This is a genomic window from Finegoldia sp. P2-F-LR (assembly GCF_052932265.1).
The window spans coordinates 208287-233198 of sequence record NZ_JBRFJF010000002.1 but is presented as its reverse complement, the minus strand read 5'-3'; the positions used below and the strand labels follow the sequence as shown (position 1 = coordinate 233198).

At 36.2% G+C, this 24912-nt stretch carries 9 protein-coding genes, 11 tRNA genes and 2 rRNA genes; 21 read left to right on the top strand and 1 reads right to left on the bottom strand.

Going from position 1 to position 24912, the window contains the following annotated elements; translation table 11 throughout:
* From ACU68W_RS02345 to ACU68W_RS02255, 19 genes are all read left to right on the top strand, one after another.
* A 23S ribosomal RNA gene (locus ACU68W_RS02345) occupies positions 1 to 105 on the top strand; the annotation flags it as partial.
* Positions 106 to 146: 41 nt separating this feature from the next.
* Positions 147 to 263 (top strand): 5S ribosomal RNA (rrf, locus tag ACU68W_RS02340).
* 175 nt (positions 264 to 438) lie between these two features.
* Positions 439 to 513 (top strand) — tRNA-Asn (locus ACU68W_RS02335).
* Between the two features lie 3 nt (positions 514 to 516).
* Positions 517 to 605: transfer RNA gene (locus ACU68W_RS02330), tRNA-Leu, on the top strand.
* A 4-nt stretch (positions 606 to 609) separates the two neighbouring features.
* Positions 610 to 686, top strand: a tRNA-Met gene (locus ACU68W_RS02325).
* Between the two features lie 24 nt (positions 687 to 710).
* Positions 711 to 787 (top strand) — tRNA-Met (locus tag ACU68W_RS02320).
* Positions 788 to 1111: 324 nt separating this feature from the next.
* Positions 1112 to 1186 (top strand) — tRNA-Glu (locus ACU68W_RS02315).
* A gap of 7 nt (positions 1187 to 1193) precedes the next feature.
* Positions 1194 to 1269 (top strand) — tRNA-Val (locus tag ACU68W_RS02310).
* A gap of 31 nt (positions 1270 to 1300) precedes the next feature.
* Positions 1301 to 1377, top strand: a tRNA-Asp gene (locus ACU68W_RS02305).
* Positions 1378 to 1382: 5 nt separating this feature from the next.
* Positions 1383 to 1458: transfer RNA gene (locus tag ACU68W_RS02300), tRNA-Thr, on the top strand.
* A 24-nt stretch (positions 1459 to 1482) separates the two neighbouring features.
* Positions 1483 to 1567, top strand: a tRNA-Tyr gene (locus tag ACU68W_RS02295).
* An 11-nt stretch (positions 1568 to 1578) separates the two neighbouring features.
* A tRNA-Gly gene (locus ACU68W_RS02290) sits at positions 1579 to 1653 on the top strand.
* Positions 1654 to 1692: 39 nt separating this feature from the next.
* A tRNA-Arg gene (locus ACU68W_RS02285) sits at positions 1693 to 1769 on the top strand.
* A gap of 835 nt (positions 1770 to 2604) precedes the next feature.
* Positions 2605 to 16074 (top strand): SpaA isopeptide-forming pilin-related protein, encoded by a 13470-nt coding sequence (locus ACU68W_RS02280; protein ID WP_446756044.1) that lies wholly within the window; start codon positions 2605 to 2607, stop codon positions 16072 to 16074.
* A gap of 315 nt (positions 16075 to 16389) precedes the next feature.
* Positions 16390 to 18519, top strand: a complete 2130-nt coding sequence (locus tag ACU68W_RS02275; RefSeq protein WP_446756043.1) for an isopeptide-forming domain-containing fimbrial protein — start codon at positions 16390 to 16392, stop codon at positions 18517 to 18519.
* Between the two features lie 121 nt (positions 18520 to 18640).
* Positions 18641 to 20017 carry an MSCRAMM family protein gene (locus ACU68W_RS02270; RefSeq protein WP_446756042.1) on the top strand — a complete coding sequence of 459 codons (1377 nt, stop codon included), beginning with the start codon at positions 18641 to 18643 and terminating at the stop codon, positions 20015 to 20017.
* Positions 20018 to 20193: 176 nt separating this feature from the next.
* Positions 20194 to 21060, top strand: coding sequence for a class C sortase (locus ACU68W_RS02265; protein ID WP_002840364.1), 867 nt, complete (start codon positions 20194 to 20196; stop codon positions 21058 to 21060).
* Positions 21047 to 21886 carry a class C sortase gene (locus ACU68W_RS02260; protein ID WP_446756041.1) on the top strand — a complete coding sequence of 280 codons (840 nt, stop codon included), beginning with the start codon at positions 21047 to 21049 and terminating at the stop codon, positions 21884 to 21886. The genes ACU68W_RS02265 and ACU68W_RS02260 overlap by 14 nt, the downstream gene beginning before the upstream one ends.
* The gene (locus tag ACU68W_RS02255) at positions 21873 to 22727 is read left to right on the top strand and encodes a class C sortase (RefSeq protein WP_446756040.1); all 855 of its coding nucleotides are present in this window, start codon (positions 21873 to 21875) and stop codon (positions 22725 to 22727) included. The genes ACU68W_RS02260 and ACU68W_RS02255 overlap by 14 nt, the downstream gene beginning before the upstream one ends.
* A 59-nt stretch (positions 22728 to 22786) precedes the next feature.
* Here ACU68W_RS02255 and trhA read toward each other — a convergent pair whose 3' ends face one another.
* Complete coding sequence (trhA, locus tag ACU68W_RS02250; RefSeq protein ID WP_446756039.1) at positions 22787 to 23428, bottom strand: PAQR family membrane homeostasis protein TrhA; 642 nt, start codon at positions 23426 to 23428, stop codon at positions 22787 to 22789.
* A gap of 151 nt (positions 23429 to 23579) precedes the next feature.
* Between trhA and ACU68W_RS02245 the strand changes: the two genes are divergently transcribed.
* Complete coding sequence (locus tag ACU68W_RS02245) at positions 23580 to 24083, top strand: GNAT family N-acetyltransferase (protein ID WP_446756038.1); 504 nt, start codon at positions 23580 to 23582, stop codon at positions 24081 to 24083.
* A complete protein-coding gene (locus tag ACU68W_RS02240; RefSeq protein ID WP_446756037.1) occupies positions 24083 to 24817 on the top strand; it encodes a carbon-nitrogen hydrolase family protein in 735 nt (244 codons plus the stop codon). Before ACU68W_RS02245 ends, ACU68W_RS02240 begins: the two co-directional genes overlap by 1 nt.
* Positions 24818 to 24912: the final 95 nt, after the last annotated feature.

Below are 24912 nucleotides of genomic sequence, written 5' to 3'. Positions count from 1 at the left end.
AAGATTTCTATGAGATTACTTGAAGAAAACAAGATAGATAGGTCAGAGGTGTAAAGATAGTAATATCAAAGCTAACTGATACTAATAAATCGAAAACTTGACTGGAAATATATACTGTTATTGATTGAAATGTAAAAGTGAATAAGTATGGTGATAAAAGCAAGAGGGATACACCTGTACCCATGCCGAACACAGAAGTTAAGCCTCTTAACGCCGATGGTACTACGATGGAAACGTCGTGGGAGAGTAGGTAGTCGCCAAACAAACAAGTGGCGTGCAAACCACTTAAAGAGACCTTGAAGAATTTAATGTATTTTACGAGCGACGCTTCGAACGATAAAATCTTCCATAAAATCATTTAAAAGAAGATTTTTGAAGTGAGGCTGAGCGAGTGAAAACATTAAATTCATAAATCAAGGGCTCATTTATTACCAATAATCCTAGGTAGCTCAATGGTGGAGCACTCGGCTGTTAACCGATAGGCTGTGGGTTCGAGTCCCACCCTGGGAGCCAAATGCCGGGGTGGCGGAACTGGCAGACGCACAGGACTTAAAATCCTGCGGTGGTAAAACACCGTATCGGTTCGATTCCGATCCTCGGCACCAATAACGCGGGATAGAGCAGTTTGGTAGCTCGTCGGGCTCATAACCCGGAGGTCGTAGGTTCAAATCCTGCTCCCGCAACCATACATAGCAACTAATTTTTAACATGGCGGAGTAGCTCAGATGGCTAGAGCACACGGTTCATACCCGTGGTGTCAGGGGTTCGATTCCCTTCTCCGCTACCAATTTTTTATTAAGCGGTTGTGTTATTTGAAAATTAAATTACCAGGCCCATGGTCACAGGGCTAGATTTAAAAAATAATAAACTTTAAACCTTAGTAATTAAGGCCCTATGGTCACAGGACAAGGTTAAATAATAAACTTGAATAATATGGCCCTATGGTCAAGCGGTTCTTGATCCTAACCCAAATCACGAAGTGATTTGTAGGTAGGTCAAATGTCGCGAAATAGAAATCTTCGATTTCGTTATGTAGCGACCAAGACATTTGCAGCGAAGCTGCAACCATACTTTCACAATTTAATACAATATATTTAAACTTGAATAATATGGCCCTATGGTCAAGCGGTTAAGACATCGCCCTTTCACGGCGGTATCCCGGGTTCGAATCCCGGTAGGGTCACCAGATATATGGGCGATTAGCTCAGCTGGGAGAGCATCTGCCTTACAAGCAGGGGGTCACAGGTTCGAGCCCTGTATCGCCCACCATATATTTTTAGCAAATAAATTTCTAACTAATGGCCCGGTAGTTCAGTTGGTTAGAATGCCAGCCTGTCACGCTGGAGGTCGACGGTTCAAGTCCGTTCCGGGTCGCCAAGTATGCTGGTGTAGCTCAATTGGTAGAGCAACTGACTTGTAATCAGTAGGTTAGGGGTTCAAGTCCTCCCACCAGCTCCAAATCCTTTTTAAACAAGGGATTATGGAGGAGTTCCCGAGTGGCCAAAGGGGACGGACTGTAAATCCGTTACTTTATGTTTCGGTGGTTCAAATCCACCCTCCTCCACCAAAGAAATTTATGCGGAAGTGGCTCAGTGGTAGAGCATCGCCTTGCCAAGGCGAGGGTCGCGAGTTCGAGTCTCGTCTTCCGCTCCAGACAACAACAGATGTTCATACATCTGTTTTGTTGTATATGAACGATTAGCTCAGCTGGATAGAGCGTCTGGCTACGGACCAGAAGGTCGGGGGTTCGAATCCTCTATCGTTCGCCAAGACTATAGATTTCTGATCTATAGTCTTTTTTTATTTCTTCATAATTCGATATATTTTAAATTCGAATAAATCAACTTAATTTTTTACCCAATTATTTTCAAAATAATCACAAATATTTAATAAATTTAAACAAATTTTAAAGAAATTTGCAAACGATACGATATTTTTCGCTCTTAGTAACAAATTATATCAAAAAATTACTATTTAAAATCCGTAAACTATAACGTTTCCTTAAAAAATACTATAAATTTATAAAAATATTCCTAAATTTTTATGATATATCTCATTAAATATATAGAACAATTTTTGAACAAAAAACTTAGAATAAATATCAAATTAGCAATTAATTTCATAAAATAAAGCAAAATACAGTATATTTCTAAGCAATAAGATAAAAACAAAACAAATAAAATTTATTTAAAAAGTAATTTGTAAATATTTAATAAAACTTTATTTGTATAACATAAAAAAATCATAAAAACTAGATGAATAATTCATATAAATTGACATTTCATATATATCGTGATAAGCTACACATAAATAATACATGCAAATATATGTTACATAAGAACAGAAGCAAACGTAATTATAGTGGATATAAAAAGCAATGCATTTTATTTAGAACTAACAGAGTCAGGCAACATTATTCATAAAATATGTTGGGCTGATTCTTTCTTACTTTTAGGGGATAAATGCAAACGATATGCATTAATTATCTGAATGTTTGTAGTATTTTATTCCAAATGCATGTAAAGCAGTAGAGAATAAAATTAGTATGATAAATATCAAAAAACTAACATTTGAAATAAAAATCAAGTAATTCAGGAGGTTAAAATGAGAAAAATATTAGACAGACTAACGGCGTTAGTCATGGTAATGCTAATGTTCATACAAACATGCGTACCAGCCATAACATCATTTGCTAAGGAGGAAGAGCTCGACAAGAGATATGTAATACAAAAGCTCGAGACCCTGAAACAGGATACCTATGCCAACTTTTCATTGAACCTCGCTACAGTACTTGATGACAAGAATCTGGACACAGACACGAACGTCAAGTTTGTATTGAACACCACGAACGTCAATTCTAACATCAAACTATTAGTTAGAAAGGATTTTAGTCTTTATGACGAGAGGACATTTGATACAGTAGAAGAGGCTCACAAAAAATTCGACAGAGTGGACAAATCACTCAAAGATCAAGGATTGAGCTTGGATGCATCCGTAGTACAAGAAGATGGAAAATACAGAATCCATAACAACTACGTGCCTAAAACTGATAAGGAAGACTTTGGAGACGACTACAAAGTATACAGCCTTAAAGTTGTAGACGAATTTGATTTTGATAAAGAAGGATTGTTCAACAAACTTCCAGAAAATCTAAAATCAACAGAACAACATAGACTTCAACTTGCAGAAGAACGCAGACTTCAACAAGATGGCGAAGTGCCAGAAGGTGACAAACACAACCGCACTTACATCTTCGACTTCAAAGTTGACAAAGCAGTTGACAGCAAACTAACAGCAATAGCTCTTAATAAGGATGCAAACAATCCACTAGAAGTAAAACAAAACGCAGACCTATTTGCAGCTATATTAAATGATAAAACTTACAGCGTGTACCAAACAGAACAATTACCAGCTGAAGTTACATCATCAATAGAACACAAAAAAGAAGTTGCCGAAGCAAAAGCACAAGCAGACGCCAAAGCAAAAGCAGAGGCAGATGCCAAAGCAAAAGCCGAAGCTGACGAAAAGGCGAAAAAAGAAGCCGACGAAAAAGCAAAGAAGGACGCTAAGGCAAAAGAAGAGGCAGACGCAAAAGCAAAACAAGAAGCAGACGCTAAGGCAAAACAAGAAGCTGAAAAAATAAAAGCTGAAGAAGCTAAAAAAACAGAAGAACAAAAAGCTCTTGAAGAAAAAGCCAAAGCAGAAAAAGATGCCAAGGCAAAACAAGAAGCAGACGCCAAAGCCAAAGCCGAAGCTGAAAAGTTAAAAGCAGAAGCCGAAGCAAAACAAAAAGCAGAAGCAGAAGCAAAAGCAAAACAAGAAGAACTTGCCAAAAAACAAGATGAAGCAGAAGCTAAAAAAGCCGCTGAAGAAAAAGCGAAAAAAGACCTTGAAAACAAAAAACTTCTTGGACTTGTACAAGGCTCAGAAGAAGACCAAGAAGAAGAACCTATTATAAAGAAGAAGGAAACAACTGAAGAAGTCAAAAAAGAACCTGCAACACCAGAAGAAAGAAAACAAAAAGCAGAAGAATTTGACAAAGCATTAAAAGATAGAAAAGAAGAAATCAAAAAATCAGAAGACAAAAAAGATGCTAATAATAAAGATGCTAATAATAAGGAAGACAATAAAAAATCAATTGACAAAAAAGAAGTTAGCAAAGAAACAAAAGGATTATTAGAAGGCATCAAAGAATTCTTCGGATTTTCAAACCTACAAAAAGCAGATCGTGAACTAAAAGCAATCCTATCAGTAAAAGCAAATGGATTAAAAGAAGTTCAAGCATTATTATCCAGCTTTGAAACAAAATATCACCTAACAAAAGAAGAACAAGCAAAGCTAATGGACGATAACAAAGATGCAATCAAAGCACTTATCGAAAAAGATGCAGATAAGAACTTCACACCACAAATGCTTTTTGATAGCCCAGTAGGTGCAACTAGTCAAGGTTTGGAAAATAAAAAGTTTACAATTAGAACTAGATTTGACGCATCTGTGGCAAACGGACAAATTCCAGCTACTCAATCATTTACTATAAAACTTGATGATAGGCTTACTGTTAAAGATCCTTCAACATTAAAACCTATAACAGATAAAAATGGAAATTTAATAGCAAGACCAACTTATGATACTAGTTCAAACTCTATCGTATATAATTTAGCACAACCAATTACTGAAAACATTCAAATTCCTCTTGCGATAGATGTTGACTATAATGTAGAAAAAATCAAAAAACTAGACGGAGATGCTACAAAGCACTCCATCAAAAACTCAATCTCAGGAATTGGAGTTAATGGAGAAGTCAAACTACCAGAAACAGTAGTAGATAACGATGGTAATGTAGTTAATCAAATAATTGAGCCAGGATCTGATAATGTACTTGAAATTGTTGACCAAGGTAAAGACTATAAAGTTTACATGGATGCCAAAGGTAGTCCGATTGTTGAAAACGGGAAATTAGTGGCAATTGATTGGCAAGTTAAATTCTCATCTAATGTGGATTTAAAAGAATTAGGCCTTATATCTAACGCAACCCTAGTAAAGGGATCCGGCTTAGGACAATTTGAAAATATCCTATTAAATGATAATAATGTTAGCATGAACGACTTATCAACAAATGATATTGAAGGTAAGTTCGGCATAATCGCTTCCAAGAATCATAAGCTTTCAACTAGTATGAAGGAAGCAAAGTTTAACTTCAGGACAAAAGTAAACAACGTACAGTCTAAGTACATGATTGACCTCTCTGTAGCCCTTCAAGCTAGACAAAAAACTGGTGCAGTTAGACTACTTTTTGATCAAGGATTTGATGAAGAAGCTATAAAAGAAAGCACATCTAAGCGTGTTGGAATGAACAATAGAACAACAATCTTAGGTGAATTTGCCAGCGAAAACACTGCAAAATGGACTGTCACAGATGGAGTCTCAACTGGAGATACAGTTAATGGATTCCCATTAGCAACAAGAAATCTATCAGGAGAACAAAATTTAACTTCATCTAAGGTTGCTGTATATGGTTTGGACCCAGAAACAGGTAAAATGGTTGTTAAACAAGATGTAACAGATCTTAATAACACTATTCCATCAGCAGGAACTAACCCACAAGGAACACAACTTCCAGGAAGAATTGCAGTTTATGAATATAACACAAGTCTAAATGATTCTAAGCAAGGCTATTCATTAGCTGGTGTTAATATTAACAAATATCAAGACCTAAAGATTAACCAAACATGGGCAGGTATAACTTCTGACAAAAAGATGCCAGCACAAGGCTTCGAAGTACAAGACCAAGCAGGAACAAAATTAAAGTCACTCAATGTTGATGAAGGTCAACCAGGAGTAGCAGATAGAAAAATAAACGTACCTGGAGTTAAATATTGGAACATTGATGGTAATGGAAATGAAACAAGAATTAACCACAAGGTAGTTCAAAATCTTCCAGAAGATAAAATGATTAATGGAAAAACTTATTCTTACAAGGAAAAATACAACAACTACACCTTAGATGATAAAGCCTTCCAAATCTACAACATTATGCAAGAGTCTACGGATGAAAAAGATGCTAACTTTACTATTTTAAAAACTGATGGTAAGACAAACAAACCATTAGCAGGGGCTAAGTTTACACTTCAAAGCCCAACAGAGACAATTGAACTTGTAACTGACAGCAATGGTCGTGCAAACTTTTCTAATGTAAGTCCAGGAACTTATACTCTTATAGAAAATAAAGCACCAACAGGATATAAGATAGACCAAACATCAAAGCAAATCGTAGTTTCCAAGACAGGATCAATATCTGTAACAGGAAATAATATTGTAGCTAGTGGTGGAACTATTGATACAGAAACAGCTCATCACCAATATTACCCACGATATGCATCTTACATGAACTCAATGCACTACGGTAGTGTTGACCAACAAGGAAATATTGTATCCTACATTTATCTAAAACCAGAATCTGACAATGGCGGAAATGGTACAGACAAAAACACTAGATTAAATCTTAATCTTAATGGTGGAACAATTTCCAAAGTAGAAGTAATAGATGTAGCCCCAGATGGCACCACTGGATACAATACAAGATCATCAGTATTTTCTGCTATGCAAAATCAAACTGCAAGTAGTATTACAGGAAGTGATGTTTTAGGCGTTGGCTCTAAAAATGTTATTACAGGAAATGACAAAGTACCAGATACTTACACTCATAAGACTGGCTACCAAATCAAATTCCCAACAGCTAGATTTAACAATGACTGGGGATTCTTAGTAAAAGTTACAGCTACTAAATCACAGGGAGCAACTCCAACATTTTCTTATGATTGGTTAACAGATACTAAGAATGTTGCTGATGAAGCAAGAATCCAAACAAGCGTAGGATTATCAAATAAAACTGCTAGCACTGACCCATCTAACCCTACTGGAGAAAAAAATCCTATAGTTTTAACAATAAAAAACGAAGCCTTTCCAAAAGCAAAGGTACAAGTTACAAAGATAAAAGAAGATAAAACTGTTTTAGCAAATTCTACATTTGTTTTAAAAGACTCTAAGGGCAATGATATTAGTACAGTATTAGCAGATGCCAATGGTCTTGCAGACTTTGGAGAATTAAATCCAGGTAACTATACAATAGAAGAAAGCATAGCACCAAAAAATTACAAAAAATCCAATGTTATCTTTGATGTAAATGTAGCTGAAGATGGTAAAGTAACTTATAAGGCAAGATTTAAAGATGGCAATGGCACTCCTATTAATGGTATAGATTATATATTAGAAGATGTTGAAGCAAATCAACAAGAACAACCAATACAAGTAGGAAATGTACAACAATACATGATTCTACAAGAAAAACAATCTCAACCAGCTGATGGCCGTCTTGGTACACAAGAAGGAATTTGGGAAGCCTACGGTATTGAATCTTATAGATACAAATCAACTTTTACAGTAAATAATGCCAAAAAGGGCGGACGTTTCAAAATCCAATTTGACCCACATCTAGACTTCAAGAGATATGTCTATGAAATGCCAAAACTAAAAGATGGTAGTGGTAAAGTAATAGCAGAGCCATACTTTAATTATGAAACTAATTTGTTGACATATGTATTTACAGATGATGTACAAAATACTGTCAATACACAAGTTGAAATCATCGGTATAATACCAGACAAGTTTTATGCAACACAAACTGATAAAACTAATGGATATAATTTTACAATAACCCTAGATCCAGATGATCCAAACGCAAGCACAGCAAATAAAAAAGTATTACCTGTAAATATTAAGACCGACTACTATTCTTACGACTCTCAAGGCGGAAGTGGGCCACTAACAAGTGAATATATAACAGATGTTTACAAGGGATCAGATGGAAATATTTACCTAAAGGCAGTATCTTATTACAATCCAATAGCAGAATCTAGTGGACCAAGAAAATTAAGATATGATTGGCTATCAATGAATAGACCTCAACCACCAGGTATTGAAAACTATCGTGCTAATGGATACCCAGCCTTTGGTATTGACGACATTAAGGTTTACAAAGTTTATGGAAGTCAGAGTGAAAAACAATATCTTATGCCATTATCCTATGGTATCAGACCTGAACAAGATCCTAATAATTACAACCTAGTGTATTCAAAATCTGGAATCAATGCTAGTAACCAAGGATTTTCAGATTATGATGGAACTTATAGAGTAGAATATAAACCAGAAAATCTTAAATCTTATGAAAGACTTTTAGACGGTGGACACGAAGGACACCCACTAGAAATATCCCTACCTAGAGTAAATAATAACGAAGGTTATGTAGTTATCCAAACCTTTAAGGTTACTGATGAGCAAAGATTTAAAACCTTGTGGAGTGGTTATTACCTTTCTCAAGGATCTAGACACACAGCATCCTACCAAAAAGGTAACTACAACTGGGCTATAGGTTCAGAAACTGGTCAAGAATTACCAAAATACTATACACAAAAAGTAAAATTAATAAATAAAACTTATACACCAGGTAACTTTAAAATCAAAAAAACGGACGAGACTGACACATCTAAAAATCTTAAAGGGGCAGTTTTTGAATTAAGAAACCAAGCTGGAGATGTAATCTATAGACCTAGTGATGATAATGGTATAGTTGAATTTAATGACCTAGAACCAGGAAGATATACACTAAAAGAAAACAAAGCTCCTGATGGATATACAATGTCAGATAAAACATGGCAAGTTGTGGTCTATGACAGTGGAATTGTTTCAATTACAGAAATTGCTCTTGGTGAAACAGGCGAACCTTTAACTGGTAATACTATAACACTTCCAGTAACCAACAAACCATCTGGTACAGACTTTATTGTCTACAAAAAAGACTCTGATGGTAAGACTCTTCAAGGTGCAAAATTTAAGATTACAAAACAAGATGATCCAACTTTCACAGCTGTAGAAAAGACTTCGGATGCAAATGGTATAGTAAAATTTGGTTCACTAACTAAGGGAACTTATGTAATTGAAGAAACAGCAGCACCAGCAGGATATAACAAATCCAACAAAAAATGGGTACTTGTAATTGATGACAAGGGTAATAAAAAAGTTTACAACTACAGAGAAAGTTCTGGCACAACTCCAACATTAAACTCAATCCTAGAAAAACCTAATGTTAATTGGGTTAATGTCGCAGGAAGATCTCTAGACGGCTGGAATCTTTACGATAATAGACGTACAGACTGGACAGGAAACTTCCCAACACCATATAAGATGGGTACAAGAATTGTTGGTATAAATAGAGATGAAAAATATGTAATTCAAAGATTTGTAATAAATCCAGAATCAAATGATCTTGGACCTACTACTGCAACAATCCACAGGGAAAAACCAGAATATCCAAATATGGATTGGTACAAAGGTGACGAGGTTTATCAAGTATTTGAGCTTAACAAGCCAGTTACTGGAGCAATTTCTGACATCAGACTTGCAGAATATGGTGCAAGAGATATTACAACACAAGTTAGACCTAGCACCGACAATACTCATTTTGGTCAACCACCAAGACTAAAACTAGACTTCCCAGCAACTACAAAACCTATAGTTGTTGATATCAAAGTCCCATATAAGGATAATGATGGTGGAGTTGGTCTAGGAATGGACTGGACTGAAAATGGTACAACTTATTGGAAGAGTGACTACTACGAAAAGGCATCAATAATTAAAGAAGCTGACCCCGTACTATCACAATCAACTGGAATCATCGGATCTTTCGTATCAGAAAATTCACTTGATGTGACAAATGACATCTTAACTTATGGTTTCAAACTTAAAAAGGTAATTGATGGTACAGGAACTCAAGTAATTGAAGGGGCAAGCTTTAAATTAGTAGGCCCTGGAGACAGTGGCAAAGAAATAACTAAAACCACTGGTTCTGATGGAATAATATCCTTTGATGGACTAAAACCAGGAACTTATACTATGACAGAAACATCTCCTGCACCAGGTTATGAAAAAACTACGGCAACATGGACAGTCACTGTAACAAAAGATGGGAAAGTTTACTATAAAGTTAATAAACAAGATACTGTAAATAACACAGCATCAGTAGCTACACTTAACTTAATGAGCAGAGCAAAATCCAATATAATGTCTGGTGTAAATACAGCAGTACTGATGAACTTCAACCTAGAAATGAGTCCGGATTTAATTGAAGACGCATTAAAAGCAGGAGCAGATGGTTTTGCAATAGTAGATAATCAAAGTTCAACTCAACCGCAAAAAAGAGAAGATTTTAGACATTCAGATTATAATCAATTGATGGAAACTAAGATTATTGAAATTGATAAGAACACCAATAAATATAAACAAGTATTTTTGTATAATCCTGGTGGAAATAATAATTATAATCGAAATATCAAGATTCACAGGGCATTTGATAATTACGGTATAAGTAATAGTCAAGTTAAAGTAAGAGCTTACCGAGTACCAAGAGGCACAAGCCTAGCAAATATCAAGCAAAGCTCAGATATTGATAAAATATCTAATAAGACTGACATTTCTTCAAAAGTAAAATTTTCTACAATAACAGACCCATCTAGTGGTAGACCTGTATTAAAACTTGAAACAAATTCTATTGATTCTAGTATCGGTGGACCTGTTTTAATGGAAATCGAGACAAATTATGAAGAAAACCAAGCAATTGGATTGGGCTCAAATTATATATTTAATAAAGCGGGTAATGTAAATGGAAACAATTGTTGGCTAGAAAAATCCTATGCTAATGAAGCAGGAGTACCAGTAGTAAAAACCACTGTTAACCACACAATAACATTTGATGGAAATGGTGGAAAATGGCATATGGATCCAGTTACTGTTGAAGATAATAAAGTATATGACTTACCCGGATCATCTTTTATAGCTCCAGATGGAAAAGAATTCGATGGTTGGATGGTAAATGGACAAAAGAAAAACCCTGGAGATAGAATAACTGTAACTAGTGACTTAACTCTGATAGCTCAATGGAGAGATAAAGCTCCAGAGCAAGCAACAGTTTCATTTAGTCCTGGAGAAGGTTCTGGCACAATGGCAGATGTAAAAGTAAATGTTGGTTCAAATTATCAATTACCAGATAACGGATTTACTGCACCAAATGGAAAGAAATTTGATGCTTGGTCAGTAAATGGAGAAAGAAAAAATCCAGAAGACTCAATAACAGTTAATTCTAATACAACAATAACTGCTCTTTGGAAGGAAAAAGCTCCAGAAACTTATAATGTAATAGTTCAAAATTCGCAACAAGAAGGTGGAACAATTTCTGCAGAGCCAACTTCTGCAACAGCAGGTACACAAATCAACTTGACTGTAACACCAAATCCAGGTTTTGAAATTGCAAGTGTATCAATGAATGGAACTGCTCTTACTGCAACTAATGGTGTTTACACATTTACAATGCCAGATGGTGATGTAAATGTAGCCGCTACATTTAAACAGGTTGATTTGGGAACAGAAATCCCAACTAATGGCGCAGCTATAATCAAGAATAAGCAAACGGGTCTTGAACTAAAAATAGCTAAGAAGGACAACAATGGCAGTCCTCTTGAAGGTGCAAAATTTACAATTCAAGAAGAGGGTGGAACAACTATATTAGCAACAGCTACATCAGATAAAGATGGTAATGTAGTATTTGTAGATAAAGATAAAAAACCTATCAAGCTTACAAAGGGTGGCAAATATACTCTTACTGAAACAAAGGCACCTATTGGATTTAAAAAAGCTGCAGCTCCATGGCATATCAAAGTAGAAGAAGTAAATGGACAACTTGTTATTAAGAAGGGCGGTCCAAAAGCTACATCATCATCTTTCTTGACATCAGAGAAAGCTGTAGCTGCTAATAATCTAAATGGAAATATTAAATACAAATCAATTGTAAAGAGTATTGATACAACTTCAAAGACTTTTGTTCAAAGATTATATGTAGATACTAGAGATTACGGAAAAACTGTAAATCTTCAAATTAAACCAAAACACAAGAGAGAAGAAATAGATAGAGCTGGACTTCCTCCAGTAACTATTACAGAAGGCGTAAAGACAGCTTATAGATCAACTTATAAGGTTACAAATCCAGACAATGTTAAAGTGGATGATGTTTTAAATCAATACGATTTGAGACAGCCTAATGTATCTGTAGTAAACACAGCTAGGTGGAGACCATTTGATTGGGGCTTCGATGAAGATATCCTAAACTTAGAACCAGGCGTCTACTTCATAGATATCGAAGGTTACTACGACCAATCTATTATTGATAAAAAGGTTACTAATGAAGTGGCAATAGATAGTAACTACAACTTCACTAAAAAGGATGGTACTACTCCAAGTACAGAACCAGTTAAAAAAGCTCCTTATGAAAGAACTGATATACCACAAGGTGACCTAGGGAAAATCGAACTTCACTTCGACTTCTATGATGGAGCAAGAGAATTCCAAGAAATAAGTGATGTTTCAAATTTAGGTTACAAGCATTTTGAAAAAGGTTCATATCAACATGGTGCTACAACAATAAAGAACTGGATAAAACAAAGATTAATAAATAAAGGTTATAATGCTGATGATGCTCAAACTCTTGCGGATAATTGGGCTAATAGAAAACAACCAGGTCAAAAATATGTAAACGCCTTAAGCAAAAAAGTTAAAATAAATTCTACTGATAGAAATTGGGTTGATACAGGAATAATCGATCCTTCAGTAACAGAAAAACTAGCAGCTCATGTAGATACAAGTCTTGATATTTCATCTCTATACACATCAGATAAACTTGAAACAATACCACAAGAAGGTATGTCAGTAACAAATGATAAGGAAGTTTACAACATTACCTTCTCAAAGCACAAAGAAGGTGGAGATGACAATACAAACAGACTAGAAGGCGCTGTATTCAAGCTTCAAAAGAAGGAAGGTTCCTTCTGGAATGACCTAGATGATTCTTATGTATCATCTGCCTTCAATGGTTACTTTGGATTTAGACGTCTAGAGCCAGGTAGCTATAGATTAATAGAAGTGTCACCTCCTAAGGGATATAGGGCAATTGATGGAACTTTGCTTGAGTTTACAATCAATACTTTTGATCCACATGGGGAAGTTGAAACAAGAGCAGATGGCAAGACTTATGATAAGAAGTCAGGTCTACAAGTAGAAGTACAAACAGACGGAACTAATAAAGTAATAGACCCACAAACAGGGAAAATCATTGAAAATGCCAATGGTTATGTAACCATTGATAGTAAACAAGATAGTTTAAAACCAAATGTAGTAAATAGTGATGCGACAAAGGCTCTTGTAGACTTTGTAACATCTGCTACTGCCAAGAATATTGGTAAGGTAATCAACAAAGTACCAGGAAAAGGTAAAGTAAAGATTACAAAATATGGTGATGATAAAACTAAATTATTACCTGGAGTAGAATTTGTAGCTACAAAATTGAGTCAAGAAAAAGACGAAAATGGCAATCCAAAACCTGCTGCAACTTACACTGGAACTACAGGTGAAAATGGTGAAGTTATCATTGATGGCCTACCAATAGGTAACTATGAACTTAGAGAAAAGAAATCTGTATCAGGCCACATCAACACTGGTCAAGTATGGCACTTCACAGTAGGTGGAGAGGGTCTAGATCCTTACGCCAACGATACAAGCTCAGGTGGCAGAAACTTATCAGGTTATATAAGCATAACTCAATCAGATATTAAAGTTGTAAAGCCTCAACAAAATAATATAGAAGTAGATACAAACCAAATATTCCCACACTCTGGAGAAACTTTTAAAATTAAAAATGATTATGAGGTTGATCCAAGTGTAAAGATAAGCTCAGGCGATTACTTCGTTCTCAAACTAACTGATAATATCGACCTTGAAGGTATAAGAAGGGGAGACCAAGACAATCTTGACTTATTCGCTGATGGTGTAGGAACTATAGCTAAGGCAAAATACGATAAAGAAGCTGGAACTATAACTTATACATTCACAAAATATGCTGACCAATACACACTACAAGATTTCTCCAACACTTTGGCAGCCCATCCTACTCTTGATAGAGTAAAGAAGTCAAGCTGGCAAAATATTGGTACATCAGTAGGCGATAAAGGCCATTATAAGAATATTTACTTCAATTATATAGTTGATAATGAAGTTGATTACGATGATTATAATAACTATATCAGTATGGCATCAAAGATTGTAAGCTTCAACTCAGAAACAGGGGAATTTGTCCACTATTTCTATATAAATAGACCAAGATATACTGCAAATCGTAATTTGACATTTAGGTACCAACCAAGTGCCGCTGTAAAAGATTTGAAATTTACTAAGTATGTTTTATCTTACAATTCTGATGATTATCTATATGATAGTATGCCAGCATCCTTTGGGGTTGATGAAAATGATTATAACTTAGCAGATGCTGGAAGAACATCTTTTGGTAATGTTAGTGCTAATGAGAAAAAAGCTGAATATATTGGACAGTTCCCATCAAACAAATCTATGATTATAAAAGTCACAGGCAAGATTGACACAACTAACCTAATGGAATATAGAGGCTACTCTGCACTGTACTATAGATATCAAGCAAGTAATGGCTACTGGTACACTAATCCAGCGGTTTATAGATGGGATGGAATATACGCCTTTGGTAATGATAATACAGCAAAAGCTGAACTTAATATCAGAGCAGTTAACCCAACTAATAAAATTCAGTTCAAGAAAGTTGACGAAAGTGGAAAAATCTTAACGGGCGCACAGTTCTCACTATACAAAAATGACGGAACTATAGAACAACCATCACAAGCTTGGACTGCTCAAGGTGATCCTAAGGGAACTGATAATAATGGTTTAATTTCCTATGAAAAGCTAGAAAAAGGCTTATACAAATTAGAAGAAACCACAGCACCAAAAGATTATATCAAGCCAACAGAGCCTGTAGCGATATTCAAGGTAGACGAAAATGGAAGAATTTTCAGAGAAGTAACAGTCAATAAGTCTGACGGATCGAAAACAGAAAAGACCTACCAAGAAGTAGATGGAAATATACCAATAAACATCATAAACTACAAATCCATCCAATTTGTAAAGATTGATGGAGATAACAAAGAAATCTATCTACAAGGTGCAAGATTCGAAGTTTGGAAGAAAGCTAATCCGAAAGATACTAACTATTCGCCATATAAAGTCAAAGACTCTGATGGTAAGCTCGTAAAACTTACAGTTTCATCAGATGATAATGGTAAATTTTCTTTAAATATTACTGAAGACGGAGATTACGCACTTAAAGAAGTACAAGCACCTAAGGGATACACTAAGATACCTGGATTTGTAAAAGAATTCAAGATAACAAGTGGAAAACTCACGGTACTTGAAAAAGATCCATTAAAGGCAAGCTTAGTGAAAGGTCAAAATGGCAAGATAACAAGTCAAATTACAAACATAGATACAGAAAATAAGACATTCACTCAAAGGCTTATAATAAATTCTAACCACGACTCTTGGACTTTTGACGGTCCTGACACACAACTTAAACTTGCTCAAAGCGGTTGGAATGTAAACACATCAGGTAAAACTTTAAAAGTTGCTGTAGTCGATAAGGGTAAAAGTATAAATGATTTAGTAGATACGAAATTTAAGGTTGTATCTCCAAGAGATACCTCACTAAATTCAGACACTCTTATTTATACAGTCAAAAATTTCCTTAATAATGGAGATTATACTAAACCAAATCCAAATGGAAGTAATATAGTAACAGAAAAGACATTAGTAGTTGATATTGAGGGTAAAATTCAAGATAAATCTCAACCTGTAGATTTGAACACAGAAATATATTCTAATGGATTTAGTCAAAGTATAGATAAAGTAACTTATAAATTAGATATAAATGCAAAACCTGATGGTCCAGGAACTTATATCGAACCTATCATTCCAATAGCAATAGAAAACCGTAAGGCGGAATATCCATTGACAGGTGCGATGGGTATCATAGGTTTCCTTGTAGTGGGTGCTGTGATTATGACAACTGCGTACTACAAGTACAGACGTAAGAGAAGAGAGAGTGCGTTATCATGATTGGATTAGATCAAAAGATGAGGTACCCTCCGTAAAGGGACTAAATAAGAGACAAGGGGATGAGGCGATGAGCCAAGTCCCTGGTATCTCAAGGTTATTGAAAAACTGAGCAAAACAAAAAGCTTATCAGTATAAGAACTGACAAAAGAAATAAGCGAGTCGAAAGATTTGCGAAAAGAAATTGGCTAGGATAATGATATCGGGTAGGATATTATTAGAGAAAGCCAAAGACAAAAACGCCCACGAGGGCATTAGTAAAAGGTAATAATTTGCGAGAAGCAAATGGTTATAAAATAAATATAAAGGAGTTATATTATGAAAAAAAGATTTTTATCACTAATCATAGCATTAGCGATGATGGTTGGCGTATTCACCCCACTATTATCAAGTGCGGCTGAAACACCAGCAAAAAACACTATCGGAACAATTGATGAAACTAAATTATCAGATACTCTTCCAACAAGTACAACTGTTAATGTGTACAAGTTACAAGCTAAAGAGTACAATGCTCCAAAACAATGGAACCACAATGGTGGTAAATTAACAGACGAACAATTAGCTACTTTAGGTAAAGATGTTAAAGGTCTTAAGGGAGTTGAATTCTCTTACTATTCTGTAACTGCAGCTCAACTTGAAAAACTAAAAGCAACAAAGCCAGCACCGGCAACAGCAGAAGAAGTTAAGAAAGCTTTAGGTGCAGACTTCACTCAAGAACCAACAAAGCTAGCTTTAACTAACAAAGAGGGTATGGCTACTGTAAGCTTAGCTAATGGTAACTATTGGTTTATTGAAACAGCAGCTCCAGTAAATGTTACAACGGACGGTTCACATGCTATTCCATTTGGACTAACATTACCACAAGTTCAATTAACACAAAACGAACAAGGTGAATTAGTGGCTGCAACTCCAACAAAATATTTAACTGAATTAAATATTTATCCAAAGAACACAACAACTACACCAAAAGTTGACAAGGATTTTGAAGGAAAAGCTGACGCTAATAGAGACATCAACAAAGAAAAAACAGAAAAAAGAGATTATACTCTAGGTGATGATGTACCTTACGAAATTCAAACTATTATTCCAGCACACACAAAATATGGTTCAGTTTACTGGACTGACCAAATGACTGAAGGTCTTACATTTAAACAAGATACATTAAACGTTAAGTTTGATGATACAGATGCAGAAGCAGCTGATTTTAAAGTAACACCAGAAGGAAATGGATTTAAACTTGAATTAACAGCTGAAGGACTTAAAAAAGTTGAAAACAAAGATGCAGACGTTAAGATTACTGTAACTTATAAAGCAACTCTTAATAAAAAATCAGTTGTAAACATTCCAGAATCAAACGACGTTATATTCCACTATGGTAACAAACCAGGCAAAGGAAACACACCAATTCCTAACAAACCAGATAATGGTAAAATCACATTCACAAAAACTTGGGACGGAGACGCTCCAGAAGGTGCTTCAATCACAGTTCAACTTTACAACGCTAATACAGGTGAAAAAGTTGGTGAAGCTAAAACATTAAACGCTGAAAACAAATTTAAAGCAGAATGGACAGGTCTAGATGATAAAATCGAATATAAAGTAGAAGAAAAATCTGTAGAAGGTTATGAAGCTGTATATTCTAAAGGTGAAGGACTTGGAGTTCTAGGAGTTAAGAACTGGAAGTCAGAAAACCCAGAACCACTTAACCCACATGAACCAAAAGTAGTTCACTATGGTAAGAGATTTGTAAAAGCTGACAAAGGTACAAATAAGTCTCTTGAAGGTGCAAAATTTGTAGTAAAAGCAAAGACATTTGCAAACAATAATGATAAACATCTTGCAGATGTAGCAGGTAAATACCTAGCTAGAAAATCCGCAGAACAAACAAATGCTGATAGAGCAGCATACCTAGAAGCAAGAGCAATCTATGAAGATATGTTCAAAGAAGGTTCAGGAAAAACACAAGATGAAGCTAACGCTTATTACAATCAAAATGTTAAACCTAAATTTGAAGCTTTAAATACAGAATATGTATGGAAAGAGTCTACAGTTACAGCAGCTACAGGAGAAGCTGACTTTGATAACAAAGACAATCTTGTTGTATTAGAATCTGATAAAGCAGGTAGATTTGCAATTGATGGTCTTCCAGCAGGAACTTATGAATTAGTGGAAGTTAAGGCTCCAAATGGATACGCATTACCAACAAATAACTTTGATTTCTCAGTAAATGAAAAATCATTCAATGAACAAGGTGATGTTAAATACGAAGAAGAAAACAAAGAAGTTACAGTAGCAACTGGTACAACTGCAATGAGAATTAACAACTCTAACATGACTATCCCACAAACAGGTGGTATTGGTACTATTATCTTCACTGCAATTGGTCTTGCAATAATGGCATCAGCTATTATCGCTATCAAAAAAAGACAAGCGACAGAAGCTAGATAATAACTAAAAGAAGAGAGGAAAAGCAATTTTCCTTCTTCTAAAAGTGCAAATATTACACATATTTGCACTTTTAGAAGGATATAACAATGTTAATATAAAACTATAAATGGAAGGTAATAATATGAAGATTTTAAGAAAAATATTAATGGTTATGATAATGGTGGCGATGGTTATCACTAGCAGTTCATTTGCCGCGGGAGATTATTCGATAACTGTGACGGTGGATAAGAAGCTAGGAGAGGCTCGTGGAGAAATTTCGTTGTGGAAGGTGCCTGATGAACAAGTGCCATACGATAATAAATCAAGTAAGCTTGATGAACTTAATAAGTTATCTGTTGAAGAGTTGAATTCTAAGTATTCTGACAAAAGGGTGATGGAGTTTAAGGATAATCAAATTGTGTTTGATAAGTTGAATTCCGGTGCTTACTATATGAGGGATACTTCTGGAATTAAGAGGGACAAGGATATTGTTCCGGCTTTGATTAACCTTCCAAATGATCTTGAAGATGGTTCGAAGAATGTGACTATTCATGCGAAGGAGTCTTCTACTAATGTGAGACTTGTGAAGGTGGATGAGAGCGGCAATCCACTAAAGGGTGCGAAGTTTAAGTTACTTAAAAGAGAAGGTAGCGAATATGTTGAGCTTAAGAACAAGGCTACTTTGAAAGAAAATGATAAGCTTGAATTATCTCCAAAGAACGATGATAGATCCAAGGTGAAATCTGAAGAAAATGCAGAGAAATCCAAGGATGAAAGTTCCAAGTCTGAAGACAAAGATGAAAAATCTAAGGATAAGGCAAAATCCGATGATGGGTTGTATATTTCCAACGATGCTGGTGAGATTATAATCAACGATATTAAAAAGGGCGATTATATTTTCAGAGAGGTGGAAGCTCCAGCAGGTTATGTGATTAAAAATATTGACACTAAGTTTACTATTTCTAATAAATCTGTGGAACTTAGGGTTGTGAATAGTAAGACTTCTACTGACAAGGGTAGACATGATTTTATGAAGACTGATGAAGCTAAGAAGCCTTTGGGTGGTGCGATGTTCAAGGTTATGACTAAGAACAAAGACGGTAAGTTTGAGCCTGTTAAGAGAGATGGCAAGGATTATATTGTAACAAGTGCTGACAATGGTAAGTTTGCTGTGGAAGATATGGATTATGGTAAGTATTATTTGGTAGAGATAAAGGCTCCGGAAGGTTTCATTTTGTTGAGTGAGCCTGTTGAATTTGAAATCAAAAAACAAGCGGATGACAAGACTATTTCCATTGCTTTCATTACTAACAAGAAGAATACTACTATTACTAGACGAAAAACTCCGGGCGACGATATTACTAGAAGAAGAACTCCAGGTGGAGATATTACTCGTCGTATTCCAAAGACTGGGGACATTAGATTTTTCATGAGTATGATTGGTGGTGCGATTATGTTCTTTATTGGTAAGTGGATAATTGCGAAGGACGATAAGTTAATAGGAAAAGATATTAAGTAAGTCGAAAAATAGATTTTAGAATATGTAAAAATAAACCCTCATGCTATGTGATCTACGATTTTGTGAGATGTGTTATTGGTGTGAGGGTTTGGTTATGTTCGTTATCAAATATTTTTCGATTTTATTTTTTGAGGTATAATTGACTTAGAAATCGGTGTTGGAGAAAGGTTATTGTAATGTGGAAGAAGATTAAGCATAATTTTGTGTTTATTTTAATATTTTTATTGGGATTTGGTGTGATGATGTATCCTGTGATTTCTAGGTTGTATTATAGGGTGGATTCCACAAATCAAGTGAAGGAGTTCGACAAGGCTGTGAAGGGTTTGTCGAAGGAGGAATTGGATAAGAGGTTGGCTTTGGCAAAGGGCTACAATGATTCGTTGAACAATGTGGTGAGCAAGGACCCTTATGATAAGAAAAACCAAGAAGAGGGCAGAAAGGCTTATGCGAGAATGCTCGAGGTGAAAGAGAAGATCGGTCACGTTGAGATTCCGAAGATTAATCAGGATTTGCCGATGTATGCTGGTACGAGCGAGGATGTGTTGCAGATTGGGATTGGCCACTTGGAGGGGACTTCTCTTCCTATTGGTGGGAATAATACTCATGCGGTGTTGACTGCTCATAGTGGACTTCCTACGGCGAAGTTGTTTACGGATTTGAAGATGATGAAGATTGGCGATAAGTTCTATGTTCACAATATTTTCGGGACGTTGGCTTATCAGGTGGATCAGATTAAGATTGTGGAGCCTTCGAATTTCAATGATTTGCTGATTGTGAAGGGACATGATTATTGTACGTTACTTACTTGTACTCCTATTATGATTAATTCGCACAGGCTTTTGGTTAGAGGCCACAGGGTTCCTTATGTTCCTGCTGTGGATGAGGCGTTGATTGCTGATAACAAGGCAAGTTATATTTACAGGTATTTGTTCTATGTTTCTTTGGTTATTATCGCTATTTTGTTGTATTTGATTTATCGTCAACGTAAGGCGAAGAAGAGGTTGAAGGAACTTGATGTAGAGGATAAGCATGAAGAAGTCTAAGTTAAAGGAAAATTTGAAATATGTGTTGATTTTCTTGGTGGGATTTGCCGTGGCGATGTATCCTTTGATTTCGAGGTTGTACTACAGGATTGAGGCTAACAGTGCGGTGCACGATTTTGATACTACGGCTAAGAAGATGGACAAGAAGGAAATCGACAGAAGGATTAGGCTCGCTCAGATTTACAACAAGACTTTGGATCCTAGTAAGCTTGCGGATCCTTATTCTGAGAAGGAAAAAAAGAATGCGATTAGCGAGTATGCGAGAATGCTCGAGGTTAAAGAAAAGATAGGTCACGTTGAGATTCCGAAGATTAATCAAGATTTGCCGATTTACGCTGGTGCGAGTGAGGAGGTTTTGCAAAAGGGTGTTGGCCACTTGGAGGGAACTTCCCTTCCTGTTGGTGGCAAGAGTACGCACACTGTGTTAACTGCTCACAGGGGGCTTCCTACGGCGAAGCTGTTTACTGATTTGAATAAGATGAAGAAGGGCGATGTGTTTTTCATTCACAATATCAAAGAGGTGTTGGCGTACAAGGTTATCGACATTTTTGTTGTGGAGCCGAGCGATTTCGACAAGGTTTTGGTTGTGGAGGGCAAGGATTATTGTACGTTGTTGACTTGCACTCCGTATATGATTAATTCGCACAGGTTGTTGGTGCGTGCTGAGCGTACTGAATACAATCCTGCTGCTGTGGAGAAGGATTTGGTGAGTCAAGTGACTGGTAAGTACAAGATTTATTTGATTATTTCACTGATTATTATAGCGATTTTGTTGTGGTATTACATTAGACAAAGAAGAAGGAAGAAGAATAATGAGATCAAGTAGGAAGTTTGGTTATGTGATTTTGTTTGTGGGGATTGGGTTGTTGACGTTTTGTTTGAGCAATTTGTCGTACAAGATTTTCTCGCAAGATAAAAAGATGGATGATTTTTTGAGGACACAAGGTGAGATGTCGACTGAGCTTTCCGAAAGAATCGAAAAATACAATTCGAATGTGAATGTGGATGAAACGGGGCTTGTGGATCCCTTTAATTCAGAAGATATTGAGCTTGAGAGTAGCAAGGTGATTGATGAGAATGGGATTTTCGGGTATTTGGAGATTCCTAAGATTAATTTCAAGAAGCCTATATATTTGGGAGCGAGCTACAATCATTTGGCGAAGGGTGTCGGTCAACTTGACGGTACTTCGATTCCTGTGGGTGGTAAGGGCAGACGTAGTGTGCTTGCAGGTCACAGGGGTTGGTACGGAGATATTATGTTGTTGAAGGTGGGTCAATTGTATTCTAATGATGTGGTGTATGTGCATCATCATGGGAAGACGTTGACTTACAAGGTTGTCGGAAGAGAGTACATCAGTCCGTCGGATTGGGATAGATTGAAGCCTGTGGAAGACAAGGATATGCTGACTATATTGTCGTGTGATCCGATGTATCCTCCGTTTACTAGAAGGATTTTGATTAACTGCGTGAGGGTTGATGAGAATTCTGGTAATACGGGTGTTGATGTAAGCTCCGATAAGAAAAATACGACACAATTGAATGCGAAGAGCGATTCGTCATCAAAAACACTTGATTATGTGTTGTTGGCGCTTACGATACTAGCATGGATTGTGCTTATTGTGAATATTAGAAAATTCGTGTTGGATATTAGAAAACACAGGAAATAAATAAAGGGTAGTGCAATAGATTTTCTATTGTGCTACCCTTTTTGTTTGAACTGAAAATTTTATCCGAAATATATTCCGAAAAACTGTGCTACTGATGCTAGTATTATGAATATGTGCCATATTGAATGGAAGTATTTTCTTTTCTTAGCGTAGAAGTACACTCCGATGGAATAGAGTATTCCTCCCGACAATATGAGTATGAATGAAAGCATTCCAGAGATTTGGATGACTTTTTTCATAAGTAGAACGGACATCCATCCCATTACTACGTAAAGTATGAGTGATTGCTTTTTGTATTTTTCTTGGAGATTTTTCCTGAATATTGTGATTTTGAGGATTATTCCTACTAGCGCTATAAGCCAAACGGCTACGAGAAATCCTACTCTTTGTGCGCCTTGTAACACTCTGACTATTATTGGTGTGAATGTTCCAGCTATGCAGATGAATATTGCAGAGTGGTCAAAATATCTGAGGACTTTTTTTGCTTTGGTGTTGGTGATGGCGTGATATAGTGTGGAGAATAGGAACATCAGCATTAGGCTTACTCCGTAGATTATGTTTGCAATTATGAGTGGAGGGTTGCCTTGTGATTTTATGATTAACAATACCATGAACGCTATTGCTATTAGAACTCCCACTCCATGTGTGACGGAGTTGAAGATTTCTTCGCCTATTGTGTATCTTTTATTAGTTTGTTGCATTGATTCCTCCTTTTTATGTTAATGAAATTTTATTCTTTAATTGTGGTTATTTTATGAGTTTGTGAAAATGTTTGTGATGCGATGATACAAATGGCAAAAGTGTGCGAATTAGGATATAATTGATGTAACGAATGATGAAAAAGAGGGATTTATGAGATATAGATTATATAATGCAGATGATTATGACAGATGTTGTGATTTGTTGAGAGATTCTGATATGAAGTATAGTTTTTCTGAGAAGAGCGATTGTAGGTTGTTTGAGGATATTGTGAAATCGGAGAGTTTCTGTGAGGATTGTACTTTTGTATTGGAAGATGAAGATGTGATTTGTGGGCTTGTGATGTTCACGAAATGTCGTGTGAGGAAGTTCGATGGGTTATTGCTGTCGATTTTCTACATTGACTATGAGCATTTGAGTGATGATAATGTGGATTTGCTTGTGGGAAATGCTGTCGATGATGTTATGAGTCGCGGGGTGAAATTTGTCTGCGTGATGGGTGAGCCTAGTGTGTTCACGAGGTTTGGTTTCACGAGGGCGAGGGACTACGGGATTTTGTGTCCTTTTTATGTTGAGGATGATTATTTCATGGCGAGATGCGAGGATGGTTTCAAGACTCGTGGAGAGCTTAGTTATGCAAAGGAGTTTTTTGAGTAATGAAGATTAGTTTGTGTGCTGTGGAGCAGCGTTTGAATGATAAGGTATTTAATATGAAGCAGATTGAGAAATATGCGAGAGAGGAAGCTGAAAATGGAGCTGACTTGTGTGTATTTGGGGAGAGTTTCTTGCAAGGGTTTGAGTGTTTGAGTTTCGTGTACAAGGATGATGTCGGTGTTCCTGTGACGCAAAATTCGAATGAGATTGCGGAGATTCGTAGGATTGCGAGGGAGAATGAGGTTGCGATTTCGTTCGGATATATTGAGAATGATCATGGTGCTTTTTATTCTTCGCAGATGACTGTGACGAAACGTGGTGAGATTTTGAACAATTACAGGAGAATGAGTCCTGGTTGGAAGGAGCCTTCTGCTTGCAGCGATTACAGGGAAGGCGATAAGTTGTATTTGTACAAGATGGATGGCGTGAGTTTTTCTACGTTGATTTGCGGTGATTTCTGGGATGAGAATTTGTATACTTATATTTCTATGATTGACTCTGATATTTTGTTGTGGCCTGTGTTTGTCGATTTTTCGGTGAAGGACTGGTTTAAGAATGAGTTTGGGGACTACAAGAAACAATCGCAGCTTGTGCCAATGCCGGTGTTGTTTGTGAATTCGTTCGTGGATGAGGACGACAGGGCGAAGGGTGGCGCTTATGTGTTTTACCAAGGGAAGGTTGTTGAGGAATTGGAGCCAGGGAAAGAGGGCGTGTTGAGGTATGAGTTTGTTAGGTGAGGTATTAGAGAATTCGTGTGAAGGTAGGTTTTGAGTGAGGGGGAAGTTGTTAGAGTTACTGTAGAGAATTCGTGTGTAGGGTTGTGTTTGACAGG

Bases quoted from the DNA above. Each gene is read 5' to 3' on its own strand.
- ACU68W_RS02280 (WP_446756044.1), top strand. From the start codon at position 2,605: ATGAGAAAAATATTAGACAGACTAACGGCGTTAGTCATGGTAATGCTA.
- trhA (WP_446756039.1), bottom strand. From the start codon at position 23,428: ATGCAACAAACTAATAAAAGATACACAATAGGCGAAGAAATCTTCAAC.
- ACU68W_RS02265 (WP_002840364.1), top strand. From the start codon at position 20,194: ATGTGGAAGAAGATTAAGCATAATTTTGTGTTTATTTTAATATTTTTA.
- ACU68W_RS02245 (WP_446756038.1), top strand. From the start codon at position 23,580: ATGAGATATAGATTATATAATGCAGATGATTATGACAGATGTTGTGAT.
- ACU68W_RS02255 (WP_446756040.1), top strand. From the start codon at position 21,873: ATGAGATCAAGTAGGAAGTTTGGTTATGTGATTTTGTTTGTGGGGATT.
- ACU68W_RS02260 (WP_446756041.1), top strand. From the start codon at position 21,047: ATGAAGAAGTCTAAGTTAAAGGAAAATTTGAAATATGTGTTGATTTTC.
- ACU68W_RS02270 (WP_446756042.1), top strand. From the start codon at position 18,641: ATGAAGATTTTAAGAAAAATATTAATGGTTATGATAATGGTGGCGATG.
- ACU68W_RS02275 (WP_446756043.1), top strand. From the start codon at position 16,390: ATGAAAAAAAGATTTTTATCACTAATCATAGCATTAGCGATGATGGTT.
- ACU68W_RS02240 (WP_446756037.1), top strand. From the start codon at position 24,083: ATGAAGATTAGTTTGTGTGCTGTGGAGCAGCGTTTGAATGATAAGGTA.